At 72.1% G+C, this 18,070-nt stretch carries 12 protein-coding genes; 9 read left to right on the forward strand and 3 right to left on the reverse strand.

Annotated elements, in window-relative coordinates; all coding sequences use genetic code 11:
• The first annotated feature begins 303 nt into the window (after positions 1-303).
• The 4 genes from H288_RS0119840 to H288_RS0119855 all read left to right on the forward strand — a co-directional run bounded on the left by H288_RS0119840 (position 304) and on the right by H288_RS0119855 (position 7,434).
• The gene (locus H288_RS0119840; protein ID WP_026605112.1) at positions 304-2,646 is read left to right on the forward strand and encodes a TonB-dependent siderophore receptor; all 2,343 of its coding nucleotides are present in this window, start codon (positions 304-306) and stop codon (positions 2,644-2,646) included.
• Positions 2,647-2,656: 10 nt separating this feature from the next.
• Positions 2,657-4,276 (forward strand): PepSY-associated TM helix domain-containing protein, encoded by a 1,620-nt coding sequence (locus H288_RS0119845; RefSeq protein ID WP_020094322.1) that lies wholly within the window; start codon positions 2,657-2,659, stop codon positions 4,274-4,276.
• A 350-nt stretch (positions 4,277-4,626) separates the two neighbouring features.
• The gene (gene nikR, locus H288_RS0119850) at positions 4,627-5,073 is read left to right on the forward strand and encodes a nickel-responsive transcriptional regulator NikR (RefSeq protein ID WP_020094323.1); all 447 of its coding nucleotides are present in this window, start codon (positions 4,627-4,629) and stop codon (positions 5,071-5,073) included.
• Between the two features lie 336 nt (positions 5,074-5,409).
• A complete protein-coding gene (locus tag H288_RS0119855) occupies positions 5,410-7,434 on the forward strand; it encodes a TonB-dependent receptor (protein WP_043712855.1) in 2,025 nt (674 codons plus the stop codon).
• Positions 7,435-7,521: 87 nt separating this feature from the next.
• On the opposite strand, the gene H288_RS0119860 is transcribed toward H288_RS0119855, so the two are convergent.
• Positions 7,522-8,457, reverse strand: coding sequence for a helix-turn-helix domain-containing protein (locus tag H288_RS0119860; protein WP_020094325.1), 936 nt, complete (start codon positions 8,455-8,457; stop codon positions 7,522-7,524).
• 226 nt (positions 8,458-8,683) lie between these two features.
• On the opposite strand from H288_RS0119860, the gene H288_RS0119865 reads away from it, so the two are divergent.
• Together H288_RS0119865 and H288_RS0119870 are read left to right on the forward strand one after the other, a co-directional pair.
• On the forward strand, positions 8,684-9,655 hold the full coding sequence (locus H288_RS0119865; RefSeq protein WP_020094326.1) for a bifunctional helix-turn-helix transcriptional regulator/GNAT family N-acetyltransferase: 972 nt from the start codon (positions 8,684-8,686) through the stop codon (positions 9,653-9,655).
• 322 nt (positions 9,656-9,977) lie between these two features.
• Positions 9,978-11,669 (forward strand): methyl-accepting chemotaxis protein, encoded by a 1,692-nt coding sequence (locus H288_RS0119870; RefSeq protein WP_020094327.1) that lies wholly within the window; start codon positions 9,978-9,980, stop codon positions 11,667-11,669.
• Positions 11,670-11,890: 221 nt separating this feature from the next.
• On the opposite strand, the gene H288_RS0119875 is transcribed toward H288_RS0119870, so the two are convergent.
• Positions 11,891-12,163: a hypothetical protein gene (locus H288_RS0119875; protein WP_020094328.1), complete on the reverse strand. Its 273-nt coding sequence runs from the start codon at positions 12,161-12,163 to the stop codon at positions 11,891-11,893.
• 319 nt (positions 12,164-12,482) lie between these two features.
• On the opposite strand from H288_RS0119875, the gene H288_RS0119880 reads away from it, so the two are divergent.
• The gene (locus tag H288_RS0119880) at positions 12,483-14,303 is read left to right on the forward strand and encodes an amidohydrolase (RefSeq protein ID WP_020094329.1); all 1,821 of its coding nucleotides are present in this window, start codon (positions 12,483-12,485) and stop codon (positions 14,301-14,303) included.
• A gap of 16 nt (positions 14,304-14,319) precedes the next feature.
• Here the strand turns inward: H288_RS0119880 and H288_RS0119885 are convergent, their stop codons facing one another.
• Positions 14,320-15,246, reverse strand: coding sequence for a LysR family transcriptional regulator (locus H288_RS0119885; RefSeq protein ID WP_020094330.1), 927 nt, complete (start codon positions 15,244-15,246; stop codon positions 14,320-14,322).
• Positions 15,247-15,362: 116 nt separating this feature from the next.
• On the opposite strand from H288_RS0119885, the gene H288_RS0119890 reads away from it, so the two are divergent.
• Entirely contained in the window at positions 15,363-16,688 is a 1,326-nt protein-coding gene (locus H288_RS0119890) for a citrate:proton symporter (RefSeq protein WP_020094331.1), read from the forward strand.
• Positions 16,689-16,714: 26 nt separating this feature from the next.
• Positions 16,715-18,052 carry an acyclic terpene utilization AtuA family protein gene (locus tag H288_RS0119895; protein ID WP_020094332.1) on the forward strand — a complete coding sequence of 446 codons (1,338 nt, stop codon included), beginning with the start codon at positions 16,715-16,717 and terminating at the stop codon, positions 18,050-18,052.
• Positions 18,053-18,070: the final 18 nt, after the last annotated feature.

Here is an 18,070-nt window from a genome sequence, read left to right on the forward strand (position 1 = left end):
ACGGGGCGGCACCCGCGCCGGGCCGCCTCCAGCGCGGCCGGCCGATCTTACCCGAGGTGACCGTCGCCGGGAACGCGCGCTCTGTCGCTGCGCCGCCGACGCTCGCCGGCCCGTCCCCCGCGCGGAGCGCGCTCCCGGGGCGTTCGCTCCCGGCCCCGCCGCCCGCAGCATATTTTCATTAGAGGAATACCAAAATACGTTTCTTAAAGATGTGTCATCGGAGGCACATACTGCTCACGGATCCGTGATAGCTGGGCATCGGCGCGTATCTTCGCCCAGTAATTCTTGTTTAGAGTCGGTACAATGTCGAGATATGTCAGTGACCGGGCCGGGTCGCGCGCGTTCGATCGTGCGGAGAGGCTGCTCCGAATCGGGTTTGTATCGTCGACATCTATACTCACGCTCGGGGCGGCCGCGCTCGCCCAGCCCGCGCCCGCCACGGACATCGAGCTGTCCGAACTCAGCGTGACGGGCGAGGCGCGCGGGCGCAGCCTGAACAGCGACCTGTACGGGCGCGGCGGGGCCACCGGGCCGGTGCCCGGCTACGTTGCCAGCCGCAGTACGGTCGGCACGAAGACCGACACGCCGATCCTGGAGACCGCGCAGTCGGTGTCGGTCATCGGGCGCCAGCAGATCGAGGATCAGAACGCCCTGACCATCAACCAGGCGCTGCGCTTCACGCCGAGCGTCACCACCGAGCAGCGGGGCGGCGCCGGCTCGACGCGCCTGGAGCAGTTCTACATCCGCGGCTTCACCGCGCCGATCTTCCTCGACAACATGGCGCTGCCCGGTAACCGCGACGCCTTCCCCAGCGTCGATCCCTACCGCCTGGAGCGGGTCGACATCATCAAGGGGCCGGCCTCGGTCCTCTACGGGCAGTCCGGTCCGGGCGGCCTCGTCAACCTCGTCTCGAAGGTCCCGCAATTCGTCCGCCACGGCGAGATCTTCGTCCAGGGCGGCGGCTTCAGCGAGGTCCGCGGCGGCTTCGACGTCGGCGGCCCGATCGCGTCCGACATCCCGGGTCTCGCCGACCAGTTCGCCTACCGGGTCATCGGCCTCGGCTGGAACGGCGACGGCCCGGCCGTGACCACCAAGGTCGAGCGCGCCTTCATCAACCCGAGCCTCACGTGGCGGCCCTCCGCCGACACCTCGCTCACGATCATCGCCAACTACCAGCGCGACCCGTTCTCGGGCTTCTACGGCGGCTTCCCGGCCGTCGGCACGGTGTTCCCGCGCAATTTCGGCAGCGGCGTCTTCGGCCGGCTGCCGGTGAACTTCTACGACGGCGACCGCACCATCGAGCGCTCCGACCGCACCCAGGCCTCCGTCGAGTACCTGTTCGACCACCGGATCACCGAGAACCTGCGCTTCCACTCGGCCGGCCGCTACCTGCGCTCGAACGGCGACTACCGCAGCGTGTTCACGACCTTCGGCGACGTCAACGGCCCGTACACGAGCGGGCCGACCATCGGTCGCTCGGTCGGCGGCACCCAGGTCGACATCGAAGCCTACACGATGGACAACAACTTCATCGCCGATTTCGACACCGGCCCGATCGCCCACACGGCGCTGCTCGGCGTCGACCACCGGACCTTCAGCACGCGGTCCGTCACCGGCCCGTTCCCGGCGACGACGAGCCTGAACGCCCTCGCCCCCGACCACGACCTGCCGATCCGGTTCCCCGCCTTCACGTCGACCTCGCGGATCGACGCGCAGCAGACCGGCGTGTACTTCCAGGATCAGGCGAAGTTCGACCGCTTCATCCTGACGCTCGGCGGCCGCTACGACACCGCCCGGCAGACCGGCCCGACCCGCACCTTCGCGCCGAACGGGCTGACCATCCAGGACGTCCCGGCCGAGGCCTTCACCGGCCGCGCCAGCCTGCTCTACCTGTTCGACAGCGGCGTCGCCCCGTACGTCTCCTACAGCGAGGCGTTCGAGCCGATCGTCAACGGGCGGATCTTCGACGCGGCCTTCGGCTCGGCCGGGCGCATCCCCGTCCCGATCGCCAGCAACCAGTACGAGGCCGGCATCAAGTACCAGCCGCCCGGCACCGACATCCTGCTGACCACCGCGTTCTTCGACATCCGCCGCTCGAACGCCACCACCACCGACCCGGTCAATCCCGGCTTCGTCGTGCAGACCGGCGAGGTCGGCGTGCAGGGTGTCGAGTTCGAGGCGCGGGCCACCTTCGCCGAGGGCCTCAGCCTGATCGGCGGCTTCTCGCTCCTCGACATCCGCAACGTCCGCGACACCGGCTTCACCACGAACGACCTGACCCGCCGGCAGGTGCCGCTCCAGGGGCTGCGGCCGGTGCAGGTGCCGGACACGACGGCCTCGCTGTTCGTCGACTACCGCTTCACCGACGGACCGCTCATCGGCCTCGGCCTCGGCGGCGGCGTGCGCTACCTCGGCCCGTCCTGGGGCGATCCGGCCAACACGTTCCAGGTGCCCGAGAGCGTGCTGGTCGACGCCGTCGCCTCCTACGACATGAAGCACCTCGACCCGCGGCTCGCCGGCCTCAGCGCGCAGATCAACGTGCAGAACCTGCTCGACGAGCGCTACGTGACCGGCTGCTTCACCTACTCGGGCTGCTATTACGGCCTGCCGCGCACGGTCTACGCGACCCTGCGCTACCGCTGGTGAGGCGGCCGCCGTGGGCAAGACCTTCCGGCAGTCGATGGCGTGGCTCCACGCCTGGTCGGGCCTCGTCGTCGGCTGGGTGCTGTTCGCCGTCTTCGTGACGGGCACGGCGAGCTACTACCGGCCCGAGATCTCGCAGTGGATGCGGCCCGAGCTCCGCACCGACCGGACCTTCGGGCCGGCGGAGCTCGCGGCGGCGGCCGAGCGCGGCGTCGCCCACCTGCAGGCCCATGCGGGCGGCGCGCGGACGTGGTTCCTCGCGCTGCCGCGGCCGGACCGGCCGGTGCTGGAGCTGTTCTGGCGGACCGGCCCGGGCCGCCCGCCCGGCCACGTCCTCCTGGATCCCGACAGCGGCGCGCCGGCGGCGGTGCGGGCGACGCGCGGCGGCGACTTCCTCTACCGCTTCCACTTCGAGCTGAACCTGCCGCCGCTCTGGGGCCGCTGGATCGTCGGCGCCTGCGCGATGATCATGCTGGTGGCGCTGATCTCGGGGATCGTCACCCACCGGCGCATCTTCGCCGACTTCTTCACCTTCCGCCGGGACAAGTCCGCCCAGCGGGGCTGGCTGGACGCGCACAACGTCACGGGCGTCCTCGCCCTGCCGTTCCACCTGATGATCACCTATACCGGGCTCGCCACCCTCATGGTGATGTACGTGCCCTGGGGCCTGAACACGGCCTATCGCGGCGACAGCCAGCGCTACTTCGCCGAGTCCGGCCAGATCACCGCGCCGCGCTCGCCCGCCGGCCAGCCCGGCACGCTCGTGCCGGTCGGGCCGCTGGTGGTCCGCGCCCTGGCGATGCGGCCGGAACCCCTGGAGCGGATCACGGTGGTCAACCCGGCGGACGCGCGCGCCACCGTGGTGGCGGTGTTCGAGGAGCCGCACGGCCTCTCCCACGAGCACCCGCAGATCGCCTTCGACGGCGTGACGGGCGCGGTCCTTGAGGTGCGCGCGGGCGGCCTGCGGCCGGCGACCAAGACGTTCACCGCGATGGTCGGCCTGCACGAGGCGCACTTCGCCGGCCCGGCCCTGCGGGTGCTGTTCTTCCTGTGCGGCCTCGCCGGCAGCGCCATGGTGGCGACCGGGCTGCTGCTCTGGGCGGTGGCGCGCCTGCCCAAGGGGGACGCGCCCCGAGGCTTCGGCCTGCGCCTCGTCCAGGGCCTGAACGTCGCGACGATCGCCGGCCTGCCCGCGGCCGTCGCCGCCTATTTCCTGGCCAACCGGCTGCTCCCCGCCGCGCTGCCCGCGCGGGCGGAGTGGGAGGTCGGGGCCTTCTTCGCCGTCTGGCTGCTCGTCGCCGTGGCGGCGCTCCTGCGCCCGGCCGGGCGGGTCTGGCCGGAGACGCTGACGGCGGCGGCCGCGTTGTACGGCGCCGTCGCGGCCGCGGATGTCGGGCGCCTCGTCGCGCTCCGGCTCGGCGGCGACGCGCCGGTCGAGCCGGTCCTCCTCGCCTTCGACGGCGCGATGCTGGCCCTCGCCGCCCTCTTCCTGCTCGCGGTCCGCACGATCGCGCGGCGCGGCGGAGCGTCCCGCGGCCCCGCGAAAGCCGCGGGGCTCTCGATCGCGGGGCACGCGCGGCGGGAGCAGGCCCGGCCCGGCATGCCGGTACCGGGAGATCGGGAGCCGATATGATAAAATTGAACTGGTATATTGAACCCAGTGCGGCGAATTAATTCAAAATAACTCCCGAAGCCTGACATATATCGGATGCGCGTCGACTGTATCTGTGCAGAATGGTTCGGCCGGCATGCCAGCCGGTCGCGCCTGTGTCGTCGATTTTCACGCCCTTGATCCTTCGGCCCAGGCGTTCCAGCGCGGTCCATCCCAAGCGCACGCTGGACATGTCCCCGAGACCCAGAACTTGAGCCTCGAGGCGCGGCCCTCGGGGCTCTTTTTCTGCCGCGCCGGGCAATGCGGGCCCGACGGCTGTTCACGGGCCCCGCGTCCCCGTACCAGAAGGCCCCGGGAGCGGCAGGACGGGCATGCAGCGCATCACCATCACCATCGACGACGCCCTGCTGACGGCGGTCGACGACCTCTGCGCGCGGCGCGGCTACGGCAGCCGCTCGGAGGCGGTGCGCGACATCGTCCGCGACGCCCTGGCGCCGGTCCGCGCCGCGGAGCCCGACGGATCGGCGGCCTGCTACGGGGCGCTGAGCTACGTCTACAGCCACGGCACCCGCGACCTGGCCCGTCGGCTGACCGGCGAGGGGCATGAGCACGGCGTCTCGATCGCCAGCCTGCACGTGCACCTGACCCACGACGCGTGCCTCGAGGTGGCGGTCCTGCGCGGGCCGGTGGCCCGGATGCAGAGCTACGCCGACGCCGTCGTCACGCAGCGCGGCGTCCGCTACGGTCACCTGCACCTCATCCCGGAGGGTGACGACGCCCGCACCCATCCGGGCCACGGCGACGACGGCCCGGGGTGAGGGCGCCCCCCGCCCGCGATCCAGCGCCCCATCGACTGCGCCCCACGCGCAACACGGCCGGCCTAATCCGCCCGTATGACTTTTTCGTATGTTTATCATACGGACGGCGTGCGAGAGTCCGGGGATCGCCACGCCTCGCCCGGTCTGCCGGTGTCCCGCCCGACTTCCCGCTCGACTTCCCGTCCTGTCTGCCGCCACCGGCCTGCCGCCCCCGGCCTCCGCGCCGTGACCCGGCTGCTCGCCGCGGGCGGCCTCGTCGTCGCGACCGCCGGGCGCGGCTGGGCGGCGCCTGAGGGCGCCCCGACACCGTCGGCCGTCACCCTGTCCGAGATCTCGGTGGTCCCCGCGGCGCCTCCGCTCATCCCCGCGACGGACGGGCCCGGCGCCAGCGCCGGCTATGTCGGCGGCGTCACCGGGATCGGCGGCGCCCTGCTGAGCGTCGACGCGGCCAGCGCCGGCGTCATCGGCGGGGCGGTCCTCAACGCCCGCCCGGTCACGCGGCCCGGCGAGGTGCTGGAGGCAGTGCCGGGCCTGATCGTCACCCAGCACAGCGGGGAGGGGAAGGCCAACCAGTACTTCCTGCGCGGCTTCAACCTCGACCACGGGACCGACATCGCCATCAGCGTCGACGGCATGCCGGTCAACATGCGCACCCACGCCCACGGCCAGGGCTACGCCGACCTCAACTTCCTCATCCCCGAACTCGTCGGCGCGGTGGAGTACCACAAGGGGCCGTACTTCGTGCGCGACGGCGACTTCGCCTCCGCGGGCTCGGTGCGCATCGACTATCTCGACACCGTGTGGGAGAATCTCGCGCTGACCTCGATCGGCAGCTTCGGCTACAAGCGGGCCCTGTCGATCGCCTCGGCCCCGCTGGGCGAGGGCACCCTGCTGGTGGCCGGCGAGGCGCAGGTCTATGACGGGCCGTGGACCGTCCCGGACGCGCTGCGCAAGCTCAACGGCGTCGCCCGCTACAGCCAGGGCACGGCGCTGGACGGGTTCGCGGTCACCGGCATGGCCTACGCGTCCCGCTGGACGGCCACCAACCAGATCCCGGAGCGGGCCGTCGGCGCGGGCCTGATCGGCCGCTACGGCACCCTCAACCCCACGGATGGCGGCGACACCGCCCGCTTCTCCCTGTCGGGGCGGTTCAGCGCGACGGACGACACCGGCATCACCCGGGCCTCGGCCTACGTGATCCGCTACCAGATGAACCTGTTCAACGACTTCACCTACTTCCTCAACGATCCCGTCGGCGGCGACCAGTTCCACCAGCTCGACCAGCGCGTCCTCGGCGGCGGCGAGGTGCTGCACATCTTCCAGGGCGACCTGTTCGGCCGGCCGCTGGAGGTCGAGGTCGGCGCCCAGACGCGGACGGACTCGATCCGCGTCGGCCTGTTCAACACCGCCTTCCGCCAGTACCGCTCGACCGTGCTCGACGACCGCGTGCTGGAATCGAGCGGCGCCCTCTACCTCGACACGCGGGTGCGCTGGACCGAGTGGCTGCGCACGAGCGTCGGCGTGCGGGCGGACGGCTACTACGCCGACGTCCGCTCGGACACGCCGGCGAACTCGGGACGGGCCACCGACGGCATCGTCAACCCGAAGCTCGGCCTCGTGCTCGGACCGTGGTCCGACACCGAGATCTACGTGAATTACGGCGGCGGCTTCCACTCGAACGACGCGCGCGGCGTCACCGCCACGGTCGATCCCGCTAGCCCCCTGTTCAACATCACCCGGTCGCCCTTCCTGGTGCCCTCCACGGGCTACGAGCTCGGCCTGCGCAACCGGTCGATCGCCGGGCTGGAGACGAGCCTCGCGCTGTTCCGGCTCGACTTCGCCTCGGAGAACATCTTCCAGGGCGACACCGGCACCACGGAGCCGAGCCGCCCGACCCGCCGGTTCGGTGTCGAGTGGACGAACCGCTACGCGGTGACGCCGTGGCTGTCCCTGGACGGGGATCTGACGATCACCAACGCCCGGTTCTCCAGCTACGACCCGGCGGGCAACCGGGTGCCGGAGGCCCCCACGACCATCGCGTCGGCGGGCGTGACCTTCGGCGAGCCCCTCGGCTGGTTCGGGAGCCTGCGGGTCCGCTATTTCGGGCCGCGCCCGCTCATCGAGGACAACGCGATCCGCTCCCGGGCGACCGCCCTGCTCAACGGCCGCATCGGCTACCTGTTCGACACCGGGGTGAGCGTCTCGCTGGACGTGCTCAATCTGACGAACAGCAAGGCCGACCAGATCACCTACGCCTACGTCTCGCGCCTTCCGGGCGAGCCCGCCGAGGGGCTGATCGACCGCCTCTTCCACCCGGTGGAGCCCACGGCCGTGCGCCTGACGATCGCCGGGCGGTTCTGACCGCCGGCGCCACGACGACACGCGGATCCCGACCCCCTCGCGGCAGACCCATGCCGCGAGGGAATTCGTCCCGGCGTCCCGGTCGCGTCAGCCGCCGCTGCGCGAGACCCGGTAGTCGCGCGGGGTCAGGCCGTAGGTCTCCCGGAACGCGCGACTGAGCTGGGCGCCGCTCCCGAAGCCGTAGGCCTCCCCGATCGCGCCGATCGACCGCGGCTCCAGCGGATTGTCGAGGGCGGCCCGCACGGCCGCGAGGCGCTGCCGCGCGCGGTAACGCGCCACCCCACCTTCCGGCTCGAACAGGCGGTAGAGCTGGGAGCGCGATATGCCGAGCGCCCGCGCGATCGCGTCGATCCGGGGCGGCGTGTCGAGCTGGCCGCGGATGAGCCGCTTCGCGGCCCTGAGCCGGGCGGCCTCGAGCGGCGCGGCCGCGCGGGCCGCTCCCTCCAGGCTCGGGCGCGCGCAGGCCGCGACCATGTGGAGCGTGGCCTGCGCGATCGGGGCGGCGTCGGTCGCGGTGATCGCGCCGCTATGCGCGGCCAGGCTCCGGATATGGTCGGCGAGCAGGCGGCCCGCGCCGCCGGTCAGGATCAGCCCGTGCATCGCGTCCTCGTCCGGCAGCACGGTGGCGATGGAGGCGCGCGGGACGGCCAGGATCAGCGAGTCCGTCTCCGGCACCCGGCTGCGGCGGTACGGCTGCGACAGGTCGTTGAGGCTGACCGCGCCCGCCGGAACCTCCGCCACGCCCCGTTCGGTCTCGACGCTGTAGGCGTGCCGGCTGAGGTGCAGGACGAACCCGTCCTGACCGTCGCGCCGGATCCGGGAGCGGGATCGGGCCGGCGCCTGCGGTGCGGCGCTCATGACGCGCAGGGCCATCGGGCCGATCAGCGTCGTCTCGATCCGGCCCGAGAAGCCGTGCGGATCGGCATCGAGGTCGTGGGCTGCGAACAGCGCGCGCCACGCGGCGAAGCGGTCGCGCTCCGGCAGGGCATCCGTCGTGAAGAGGGAACGGGGTACGACGTTCACGGCGGGACCGATGAGCGAGGGTTGAGTGAGTTTACCTTACGTTGCGCGATCGACCAGTGCGCACGGGACACAATCTACGATCTGACGCGACCCGCTCCCACGGGGTGACAGTCTGTACCCCGGGGCCATCGTCCCATCGCGGCAGTGCCGCGATGGGACGACCTTCGGGCCACCAGGGCTTGCGAGAAACATAACGCGTTATATAATTGATGTCGGGAGAACCGACATGCCGGCAGACATCCTCGACGAACTCGGGCCGCTGTTCCTGGGCAGCCGCCTCAAGCGCCTCGCCGACCGCTTCCAGGCCGACGCCGCCCGGATCCTGCGGGACGAGGGGCTCGGCATCCAGCCGGCCCAGTTCCCGCTCCTCGCCGCCATCGACCGCTACGGGCCGCTGACCATCGGCGACGCCGCCGCCGCCCTCGGCGTCAGCCAGCCGGCGGCCACGCGCACGGCGGCGAGCCTCGTCGCGCTCGGCTTGCTCGAAGAGGCGCGGTCGGACGCGGACCTTCGCCAGAAGGCGCTGTCGCTCAGCGGTGCGGGCGAGGCCCTGATGGCGCGCGCCAGGGACGCGCTCTGGCCGCGCGTCGACAGGGCCGTCGCGAGCCTGTGTGCCGGCCTGTCGGGCCCCCTGCTGGACCAGATCGCCGCCCTGGAGCGCCGGCTCGACGCCGTCCCGTTCGCGGCCCGCATCCGCCAGGACGGCGCGGCCGGCGACGCCGCGACGGGCCTGACGATCCGGGACTACACGGACGCGCTGGCGGACCGCTTCCGCGACATCAACGCCGAGTGGATCGAGGCGATGTTCGCGCTGGAGGAGAACGACCGCCAGATCCTGTCCGATCCCCGCGGCGAGATCCTGGACCGCGGCGGGCTCATCCTGTTCGTTGAGTCGGCGGATCTCGGGATCGTCGGCACCTGCGCGCTGATGCGGACGGAGGCGGGCTGCTACGAGCTGACCAAGATGGCCGTGTCCGCGCGGGCCCGGGGCCGCAAGGCCGGCGAGCACCTGCTGCGGGCGGTGCTGGCCCGCGCCGCGGCCATGGAGATCGAGACGCTCTACCTGCTGACCAACACCAAGTGCGCGGCCGCCGTGCACCTGTACGAGAAGGTCGGGTTCCGGCACGACCCGGAGATCATGGACCGGTTCGGCCGGCGCTATGCCCGCTGCAATGTGGCCATGCGCTATCCCCTGTGACGCCGCGCGCCCGACGCGCCGAGGGCGACCCGTTCCCGGTCGTGCCGCCCGGCGCGGCGACGAAGCGCGGATCCCGGCCGTGCGCGGGCCCGCGTGGCGCCGCAGCGAGCCGCTCCCATCCGCGGAGGATAGCCGCGCGCTCTGCGTCAGATCTCGTTCAGCAGTGACGATGCGCGGACAGACAAAATGATGGGCGCGAAGAGTTCAACTGAAAATTGATTTGGGCGATCTGTTTGTGAGAGCATCAGCAACAGATCCCGTAACGGAATCTTATCGTCGCGCTTCCATCTTGGTGGCCCCGCTCTGGAGCTGCGCTCGGACAATGAAAGCTTGGTTCGCGAAACTTTCGATCCAGCACCGGCTGGTCGGAGCACTCGCGCTGCTCATCGTCTGTCTGCTCCTCGTCGGCGGCGTGGGCCTGCACGCCGTCGGCGATCTCGCCGAGGACCAGATCCGCCTCGGCAACGGCACGCTGCCCAGCGTGCGCTACGCCGGCGAGCTGCGCGGCAACGTGATCGACGTGCGCGTCAGCGTCGTGAACCACATCCTCTATCCCGAGGCCGCCCACATGCGGGCCGAGGAGGCGGCCCTGGCGAAGAAGACGGAGGCGGTGGCCGCCGCGATGCGCAACTACGCGCCGCTGATCGACGGTCCGAAGGAGCGCGCGCTCTTCGACGTGTTCGACCGGGAATGGAAGAGCTACCTCGCGGCGATCCCGGCCGTGCTGGAATACTCGCGGACGGGCCGCAAGGATCTGGCGCTGCGCGAGAGCTTGGTCGGCGTCCGCCCCCACATCAAGGCGGCCTCCCAGGCGCTCGAGGAGATCGTGGCGCTCAACAACGCCAGCGGCGAGACGGCGATCGCCCAGGGAGCGGCCGCCGCCTCCGGCGCGAAGCGGCTCATGCTGGCGATCGGCGCCATCGCCCTCGTGCTCGCGACCGCGCTCGGCGCGCTGATCGTGCGGAGCATCGCCGCCAGTGTCCGCGCCGTGCTGGAACCGATGCGGCGGCTGGCGGCCGGGGACCTCGCGGTCGCGATCCCGCACCAGGGGGAGCGGAACGAGATCGGCCAGATCGCCGACGCCGTGCAGGTCTTCAAGGATTCGGGGATCGAGGCGCGGCGGCTGGCCGCCCTTCAGGCCGAGGCCGACGCCGCCAAGATGCGCCGCGCCGAGCTGCTCGACCGCATCACCCGCGGTTTCGAGCGGGAGGCCGGGGCGCTCACGGACGAGCTGACCGCCGCCGCCACCGAGATGGAGGCGACCGCCGCCTCGATGACCGAGATCGCCGCGCAGACCAACACCCTCGCGGCGAGCGTCTCGGTCGCCGCCGAGCAGACCTCCGGTAACGTCCAGCAGGTCGCGAGCGCGACCGAGGAGATGGCGGCCTCCGTGCAGGAGATCAGCGGGCAGGTGACCCATTCGGTGGAGATCGCCGCCTCGGCCATCGCCCGCGCGCAGGAGACCGGCACCATCATCCGGGAGCTGTCCGACAGCGCCAACCGGATCGGCGCGGCCGCCGGCCTGATCTCGGGCGTGGCGAGCCAGACCAACCTCCTCGCCCTCAACGCCACCATCGAGGCGGCGCGCGCCGGCGAGGCCGGCCGCGGCTTCGCGGTGGTGGCCGCCGAGGTCAAGACGCTGGCCGAGCAGACGGCCCGGGCGACCCAGGAGATCTCCGCCCGGATCGGCGCGATCCAGTCCGCCACGCGGGGCGCGGTGGAGGCGGTCCACGGCGTGAGCCGCACGATCGACGACATGTCGGGCATCGCCACCCACATCGCCTCGGCGATCGAGGAGCAGGGCGCGGCCACGCGCGAGATCGCGCGGAACGTCCAGGCGGCCGCGCACGGGACCCGGCAGGTCACGGGCCATATCGGATCGGTGCGCGAGGGGGCCGGCGAGACCGGATCGGCCGCGACGCAGGTTCTTGACGCCGCGCGCACCCTCGCGGTCCGGTCCGACGGGCTCAGCCGGGCCGTCCGCAGCTTCCTGGACGAGGTCCGGGCCGCCTAGAGCTGCGCCCGATCGAGGCGCGACGGGGCGATCGCCGAGCCCGTGCCGTCCGCGGTGCGGGCCGCTCTCCCGCACGGCAGAGGGGGCATGGCGAGGCTGCCCCGCCGGAGCGTCTGTCTCCCGGATCTATAATCCGGAACGGTGCACAACGACCGGGACCGCCGCCCGCGTGGGGCCTCGGCGCGCCGGTCGGCCCGGGGATCGGGCCGCCACGCCCGCGCTCAGTTGCAGCCGTCGCAGATGCTGCGCTCGATCTTGTTGAGCCGGGCGCGCTCGTGCTCCTGCACGGCGCGCGGCGGCACCTCGCCCGGGCCGAGGGACGTGCCGGGGGGTTTGGTCACGCCGAGGCTGTTGGTGTTCGGCGCCGTGATCGTCGTGGCCGGGCCGCCGCCCGTCCCGGTCTGGTCGGGCGCCAGGCCCTGGGCCGCGAGGGTGGCCGGGACGGCCAGGCTCAGCAGGGCCAGGCCCGCGGAGCGGAAGAGGGTTCGGGTCATCGTACCTCCCGTCGTCGAGCGCGCGTGAAACAGCTTGGCAGTATCCGTCGCCTCCCGAAACCGCCTTCGTCCAGTCGTGAGCCGGATGGCTCCACTATCCACCGTAATCCGACTGGCCGATAGAGTCCCGACTGCGCTCGGAGCGATCGCTTGGCGGACCGGTTCGGCTGCCGGCCCGGTCAGTCCGATCCGATCGCGCGATCATCGGGCGAAATCTATCCGGTCAGATCTTAGTCGATCGCTAATAAATATTAGCTAAGTATTTACAAGAGCGGGATCGGGTCCCGTCGGGAGCGGATCCGGGAACAGGGAGCCTCGCATGTGCGTCGCGTGTGACTGGGCGCCCCATTTCCAGGCCTTCGGGGGCGGGCGCGCCGTCAATCGGCGCGCGGTGCTGCGGTCGGGCGCGGCCATCACCGCGACGGCGCTCGCGCTGGACCTCGTCCCGACGGGCGCCCGCGCCGAACCGGGGAGCGGCCGCGCGGCCGCCGCGGGGCCCGCCGACGTCGTGTTCCACAACGGCCCCGTCTACACGGTGGCGGGGCCGGCCCCCTGGGCCGAGGCGGTCGCGGTGCGCGGCAACACCATCGTCCATGTCGGTGACGCGGCCGGCGCGCTGGCGCTGGCCGGCCCGGCCACGCAGGTGGTGGATCTCCAGGGCCGGCTGCTGATGCCCGGCTTCGTCGAGGGCCACACCCACCCCTTCCTCGGCGCGTTCCTGACGTCCGGGGTCGACCTGCAGCGCGAGAACCTCGCCCAGGTCCTCGCGGCCATCGAGTCCTACGCGAAGGCGCATCCGACCGGGCCGATCCGCGGCTTCGGGTGGCGCGTCGACATGTTTCCCCCGGAGGGCCCCAACCGGGCCGAACTCGACGCCATCCTGCCGGACCGGCCGGCCTTCTTCTTCGCCATCGACGGGCACAGCCTGTGGGCCAATTCCAAGGCGCTGGCGATGGCCGGCGTCGACCGGGACACGCCCGACCCGATCCCGCGCTTCAGCTACTACGCGCGCGACCAGAAGGGCGACCCCACCGGCTACGTGCTCGAGGTCAACGCGGTCCTCGGGCTGGTCAACGCCGTGGAACCCATCAGCGTCGCCGCCATGGGCAGCCTGCTGGAGGGCTGGCTGCCCAAGGCCGCGGCCGCCGGCATCACCACGGTCTTCGACGCGGGCGTCCCGCCCGTCGGCAGCGATCAGGCCGCCATCATCGCGCTCTACGTGGAGGCCGAGAAGCGCGGCACGCTGCCGTTCCGCGTCTCCGCCTCCTACTCGGTGAAGTCGCTGCCGATCGACGACACGGTCGAGCAGTTCAACGCCGTGCGTCGGCAGGTCTCCGGCGAGCTCGTGCACGTCGACATCGTGAAGATCGTCGGCGACGGCTCGCAGGGCGGCTACACGGCGTGGCTGATCGAGCCCTACGCCGACATGCCCGACTCGACCGGAGGGTCGCCCTTCACCGAGGCGCAGTGGCACGACCTCGTCGGCGCGGTCGACGCGGCGGGCTTCGACGTCCACGTCCACGCCTGCGGCGAGCGGACCGCCCGCGTCGCCCTCGACGCCATCGAGAAGGCCGTGGCGAACAACCCGGCCCGCGACCGGCGGCACGCCATCGCCCACTTGGTCTATGTCGAGGACAGCGACGCGCCCCGCTTCGCCCGGCTCGGCGTGACCGCGCAGTTCTCGGCCAACTGGTCTTCGGCCGATCCCGACACGCTGCAGAACATGATGGCGCGCTACGGCGCGCGTCGCGCCAGCCGGATGTACCGGACCAGGACGATCCTGAAGCAGGGCGGGCGGGTCTCCTTCGGCACGGACTGGCCGGCGGCCGGCTACGTCTCGACCTACGAGCCCCTCACGTCGATCCAGGTCGGCGTGACGCGGCAGCTGGTCGGCCGGCCGGACGCGCCCGTGCTGAGCCCCGCCGACGAGCGCCTGACGGTCGCGGAGGCGATCCACGCCAACACGATGGGCGCCGCCTACCAGCTCCGCATGGACGACAGGATCGGGTCGGTGGAGGTGGGCAAGCGCGCCGACCTGATCGTCCTCGACCGCAACATCCTGACGATCGATCCGCACGAGATCCACCGGACCAAGGTCGCCCTGACCATGATGGACGGCGTCGTGCGGCACCGGGCCTGAGGAGCTGGCCGACCGGTCAGGGGCCCGGCGCGGCGCCGGCGGCCGTCCCGCCCGGATCCGCGAGCCGGTCCGCCACCAACCGGCAGAACGCCTCGGCCGCAGGCGGCATCGTCCGCCCGGCCTTCTTGATCAGGCAGACCGGACGCTCGAACAGCGGGTCGTCGATCGGCCGCGAACGGAGCAGGGGCTCGGCCCGGATCTCCCGCGCCGCGCCCGGGAGGATCGTCAGGCCGAGGCCGGCCCGGACCATGCTGACAGCGGTCATCATGTAGGTGGCCTCGCAGGCCACGCGGGGCAGGCGGCCCGAGCCGACGAAGGCGCGGTCGACCACCGCCCGCACGCTCGTGGCCGGGTCCATCAGGATCAGGGGGTGCTCGGCGAGCGCCGCGATCGTGACCCGGGGCAGCGCGCCGATCGGGTGATCGGCGGGATAGATCACGTGCAGGGCGTCGCGCGTCCGGTGCAGGACGCCGATCTCCGGATCGCGGACGTCGCCGCCGACGATGCCGAGATCCGCCTCCTCGTCGCGCACGAGGTCGAGCACCCGCTGCGCGATGACGTCCTTGATCCGAAACGTCACGGCGGGGTGCTCGGCGCGGAAGCGGACGATCGCGTCGGACAGCACGCTCGCCGCGAAGGACGGCAGCGTCGCGACGCGCACGACCCCGTGGCGCCGTGCCGCGAGGTCGCGGGTGTCGACCACCACGGCGTCGAGGTCGCGCAGCACCCGCTCGAACACGGGCAGCAGCTCGCGGCCGAGCCGCGTCGGCGCGACGGTGCGGCTGGTCCGGTCGAGGAGCCGCCCGTCGAGCATCTCCTCCAGGCGCTGGACCTGAACCGTCAGGGCGGGCTGCGACAGGTTCAGCAGGGCGGCCGCGCGGGTGAAGCTGCCGACCTGGACGACGGACACGAAGGCCCGGACTTGCCGCAGGCTGAGATCCATAATCTCAGGCTATCGCTGCGATCCGATCTTTTCAATTGTATCATGAAGCCGTCCGCCGTTTCCTGACCCGATACAGGCGCGGATCCGAACCACGCCGGCGCCAACGGGAGGAACGGATGCTGGCCCTGCTCGGCCTGTGCACGATCGCGCTGCTGCTCGCCGCCATCCTGACCAAGTGGATGTCGCCCCTCGTGGCGCTGATCGTCATCCCGGTCGCGGCCGCCCTGATCGGCGGGTTCGGATTCGACACCGGCAAGTTCGTCCTCGCCGGCCTGCAGAGCCTCGCGGGCGTCGTCGGCATGTTCGTGTTCGCGATCCTGTTCTTCGGCATCGTCAGCGATGCCGGGATGCTCGACCCGATCATCGACCGGATCCTCGCCCGGGTCGGCACCCGCCCCACCCGGATCGTGCCCGGCACCACCCTGCTGGCGCTGCTGATCCACCTCGACGGGTCGGGCGCGGTGACGTTCCTGATCACCATCCCGGCGATGCTGCCGCTCTACGACCGCGTCGGCATCGACCGGCGCGTCCTGGCCTGCGCCGCCTCGATGGCGGCGGGGGTGAATTTCCTGCCCTGGACCGGGCCGATGATCCGCGCCTCCGCGGCCCTCAAGCTGCCGATCCCCGAGATCTTCTCGCCCCTCGTGCCGGTACAGGCGGTCGGGCTCGTCTTCATCTTCGCCGCCTCGTACTGGCTCGGCCTGCGGGAGGAGCGCCGTCTGGCCCTCGTCCCCGGGGCGACGGGGTCCGCGGGGGCCGCGCCCGGCCCGGCCACGACCGCCCGGACCCTCAGCGACGCGGAGCGGGCCCTGCGCCGGCCCGACCGCTTCTGGATCAACATCGTCCTCACGGCCGCGGTCCTCGGGACGATGGTGTTCCTGGCCGAGAAGGTGCCGCCGGCGCTGATGTTCATGCTCGGCACGGCGCTCGCGCTGGTCATCAACTACCCGCAGGTCGACGCCCAGCGGCAGCGCGTCGACGCGCACGCCAGGGCCGCGATCCTGATGGCCTCGATCCTCCTCGCCGCCGGCGTGTTCACCGGGATCATGCAGGGCACCGGCATGCTCAGGGCCATGGCCCAGACGGCCGTCACCTTCGTGCCTCCCGAGATGGGGCGCCACATCCCGTTCGGGCTCGGCCTCGTGTCGATGCCCCTGTCGATGCTGTTCGACCCGGACTCGTTCTACTTCGGCGTCCTGCCGGTGGTGGCGGAGGTGGCCCACCAGCTCGGCGTCCCGCCGGTCCAGGTCGCCCAGGGGGCGCTGCTCGGCCAGATGACGACGGGCTTCCCCGTCAGCCCGCTGACGCCCGCGACCTTCCTGGTCTGCGGCCTGACCGGGATCGACCTCGCCGACCACCAGAGATTCACCTTCCCGTTCCTGCTGGCGGCCTCGGTGGTGATGACCCTCGCCTGCGTCGTCTTCGGCGTCTTCCCCATTTGAACCCCTCTGACAGCGGAGAGCGCGCCATGAGAACCGTCCGCCTCGGCGCCGGCGCCGGCTATGCCGGAGACCGCATCGAGCCCGCCGTCGAACTCGCCGAGCGCGGCGACCTCGACTACCTCGTGTTCGAGTGCCTCGCCGAGCGCACCATCGCGCTGGCGCAGCAGGCGAAGCTGCGCGACCCCGAGGGCGGCTACGATCCGCTGCTGGAGGCGCGCCTGCGGGCCGTGCTCGGGCCGTGCCGGGCCCGCGGCATCCGCATCGTCACCAACATGGGCGCCGCCAACCCGGTCGCCGCCGCCCGGAAGGCCGGGGCGCTCGCGCGGGAGATGGGCCTCGCCGGCCTGCGGATCGCCGCGGTGACCGGCGACGACCTGCTCGACGCGGTGCGGGCGGGCGACTTCGTCCTGGAGGAGAGCGGCGAGCCGGTCGCCGGCCTCGGCAACCGCGTCGTCTCGGCGAACGCCTATCTCGGCGCGGCGCCGATCGTGGCCGCCCTCGCGGACGGCGCCGACGTGGTCATCACCGGCCGCGTCGGCGACCCGGCCCTGTTCCTGGCCCCCCTGGTGCACGCCTTCGGCTGGGCGATGAACGACTGGGAGCGCCTGGGCCGCGGCACCCTCGCGGGCCACCTCCTCGAATGCGCCGGCCAGATCACCGGCGGCTACTTCGCCGATCCGGGCTGCAAGGACGTACCGGACCTCGCGCGCCTCGGCTTCCCCATCGGGATCGTGGCCGAGGACGGCACGGTCGAGATCACGAAGGTCGCGGGCTCGGGCGGCCGGATCAGCCTCGCCACCTGCAAGGAGCAGCTGCTCTACGAGGTGCACGACCCGGCGCGCTACATCCAGCCGGATGTGGTCGGCGACTTCTCCGAGGTCGAGATGGAGCAGGTCGGCCCCGACCGCGTCCGGGTGCGCGGCGCGACGGGCGCGCCGGCGACGGGCCTCCTGAAGGTCTCGGTCGGGTACGTGGATTCCTATATCGGCGAGGGGCAGATCTCCTACGCCGGGCCCGGCGCCCTGGCCCGCGGCCGGCTCGCCCTGTCGGTGGTGCGCGAGCGCCTCGCCCTCACCGGCGTGGCGACGACCGAGCTGCGCTGCGACCTGATCGGCGTCGACGCGCTCCACGGCGCGGCGCTGTCGGGCGGGCGGGAGCCCTACGAGGTCCGCCTGCGGGTCGCCGGGCGGACCGATACCCACGCCGAGGCCGTGCGGATCGGCAACGAGGTCGAGACGCTCTACACCAACGGCCCGGCCGGCGGCGGCGGCGCCTGGAAATCGGCCCGCGAGGTGGTGGCGGTGCAGTCGGTCCTCGTCCCGGCCGCCCTCGCCCGGCCGCGCGTGCACGTCGTTGAAGCCTGAGAGCCGGGAGACCCGAGG

Origin of the sequence: Methylobacterium sp. 285MFTsu5.1 (assembly GCF_000383455.1) — a bacterium.
In the GTDB taxonomy this organism is placed as follows: Bacteria; Pseudomonadota; Alphaproteobacteria; order Rhizobiales; family Beijerinckiaceae; genus Methylobacterium.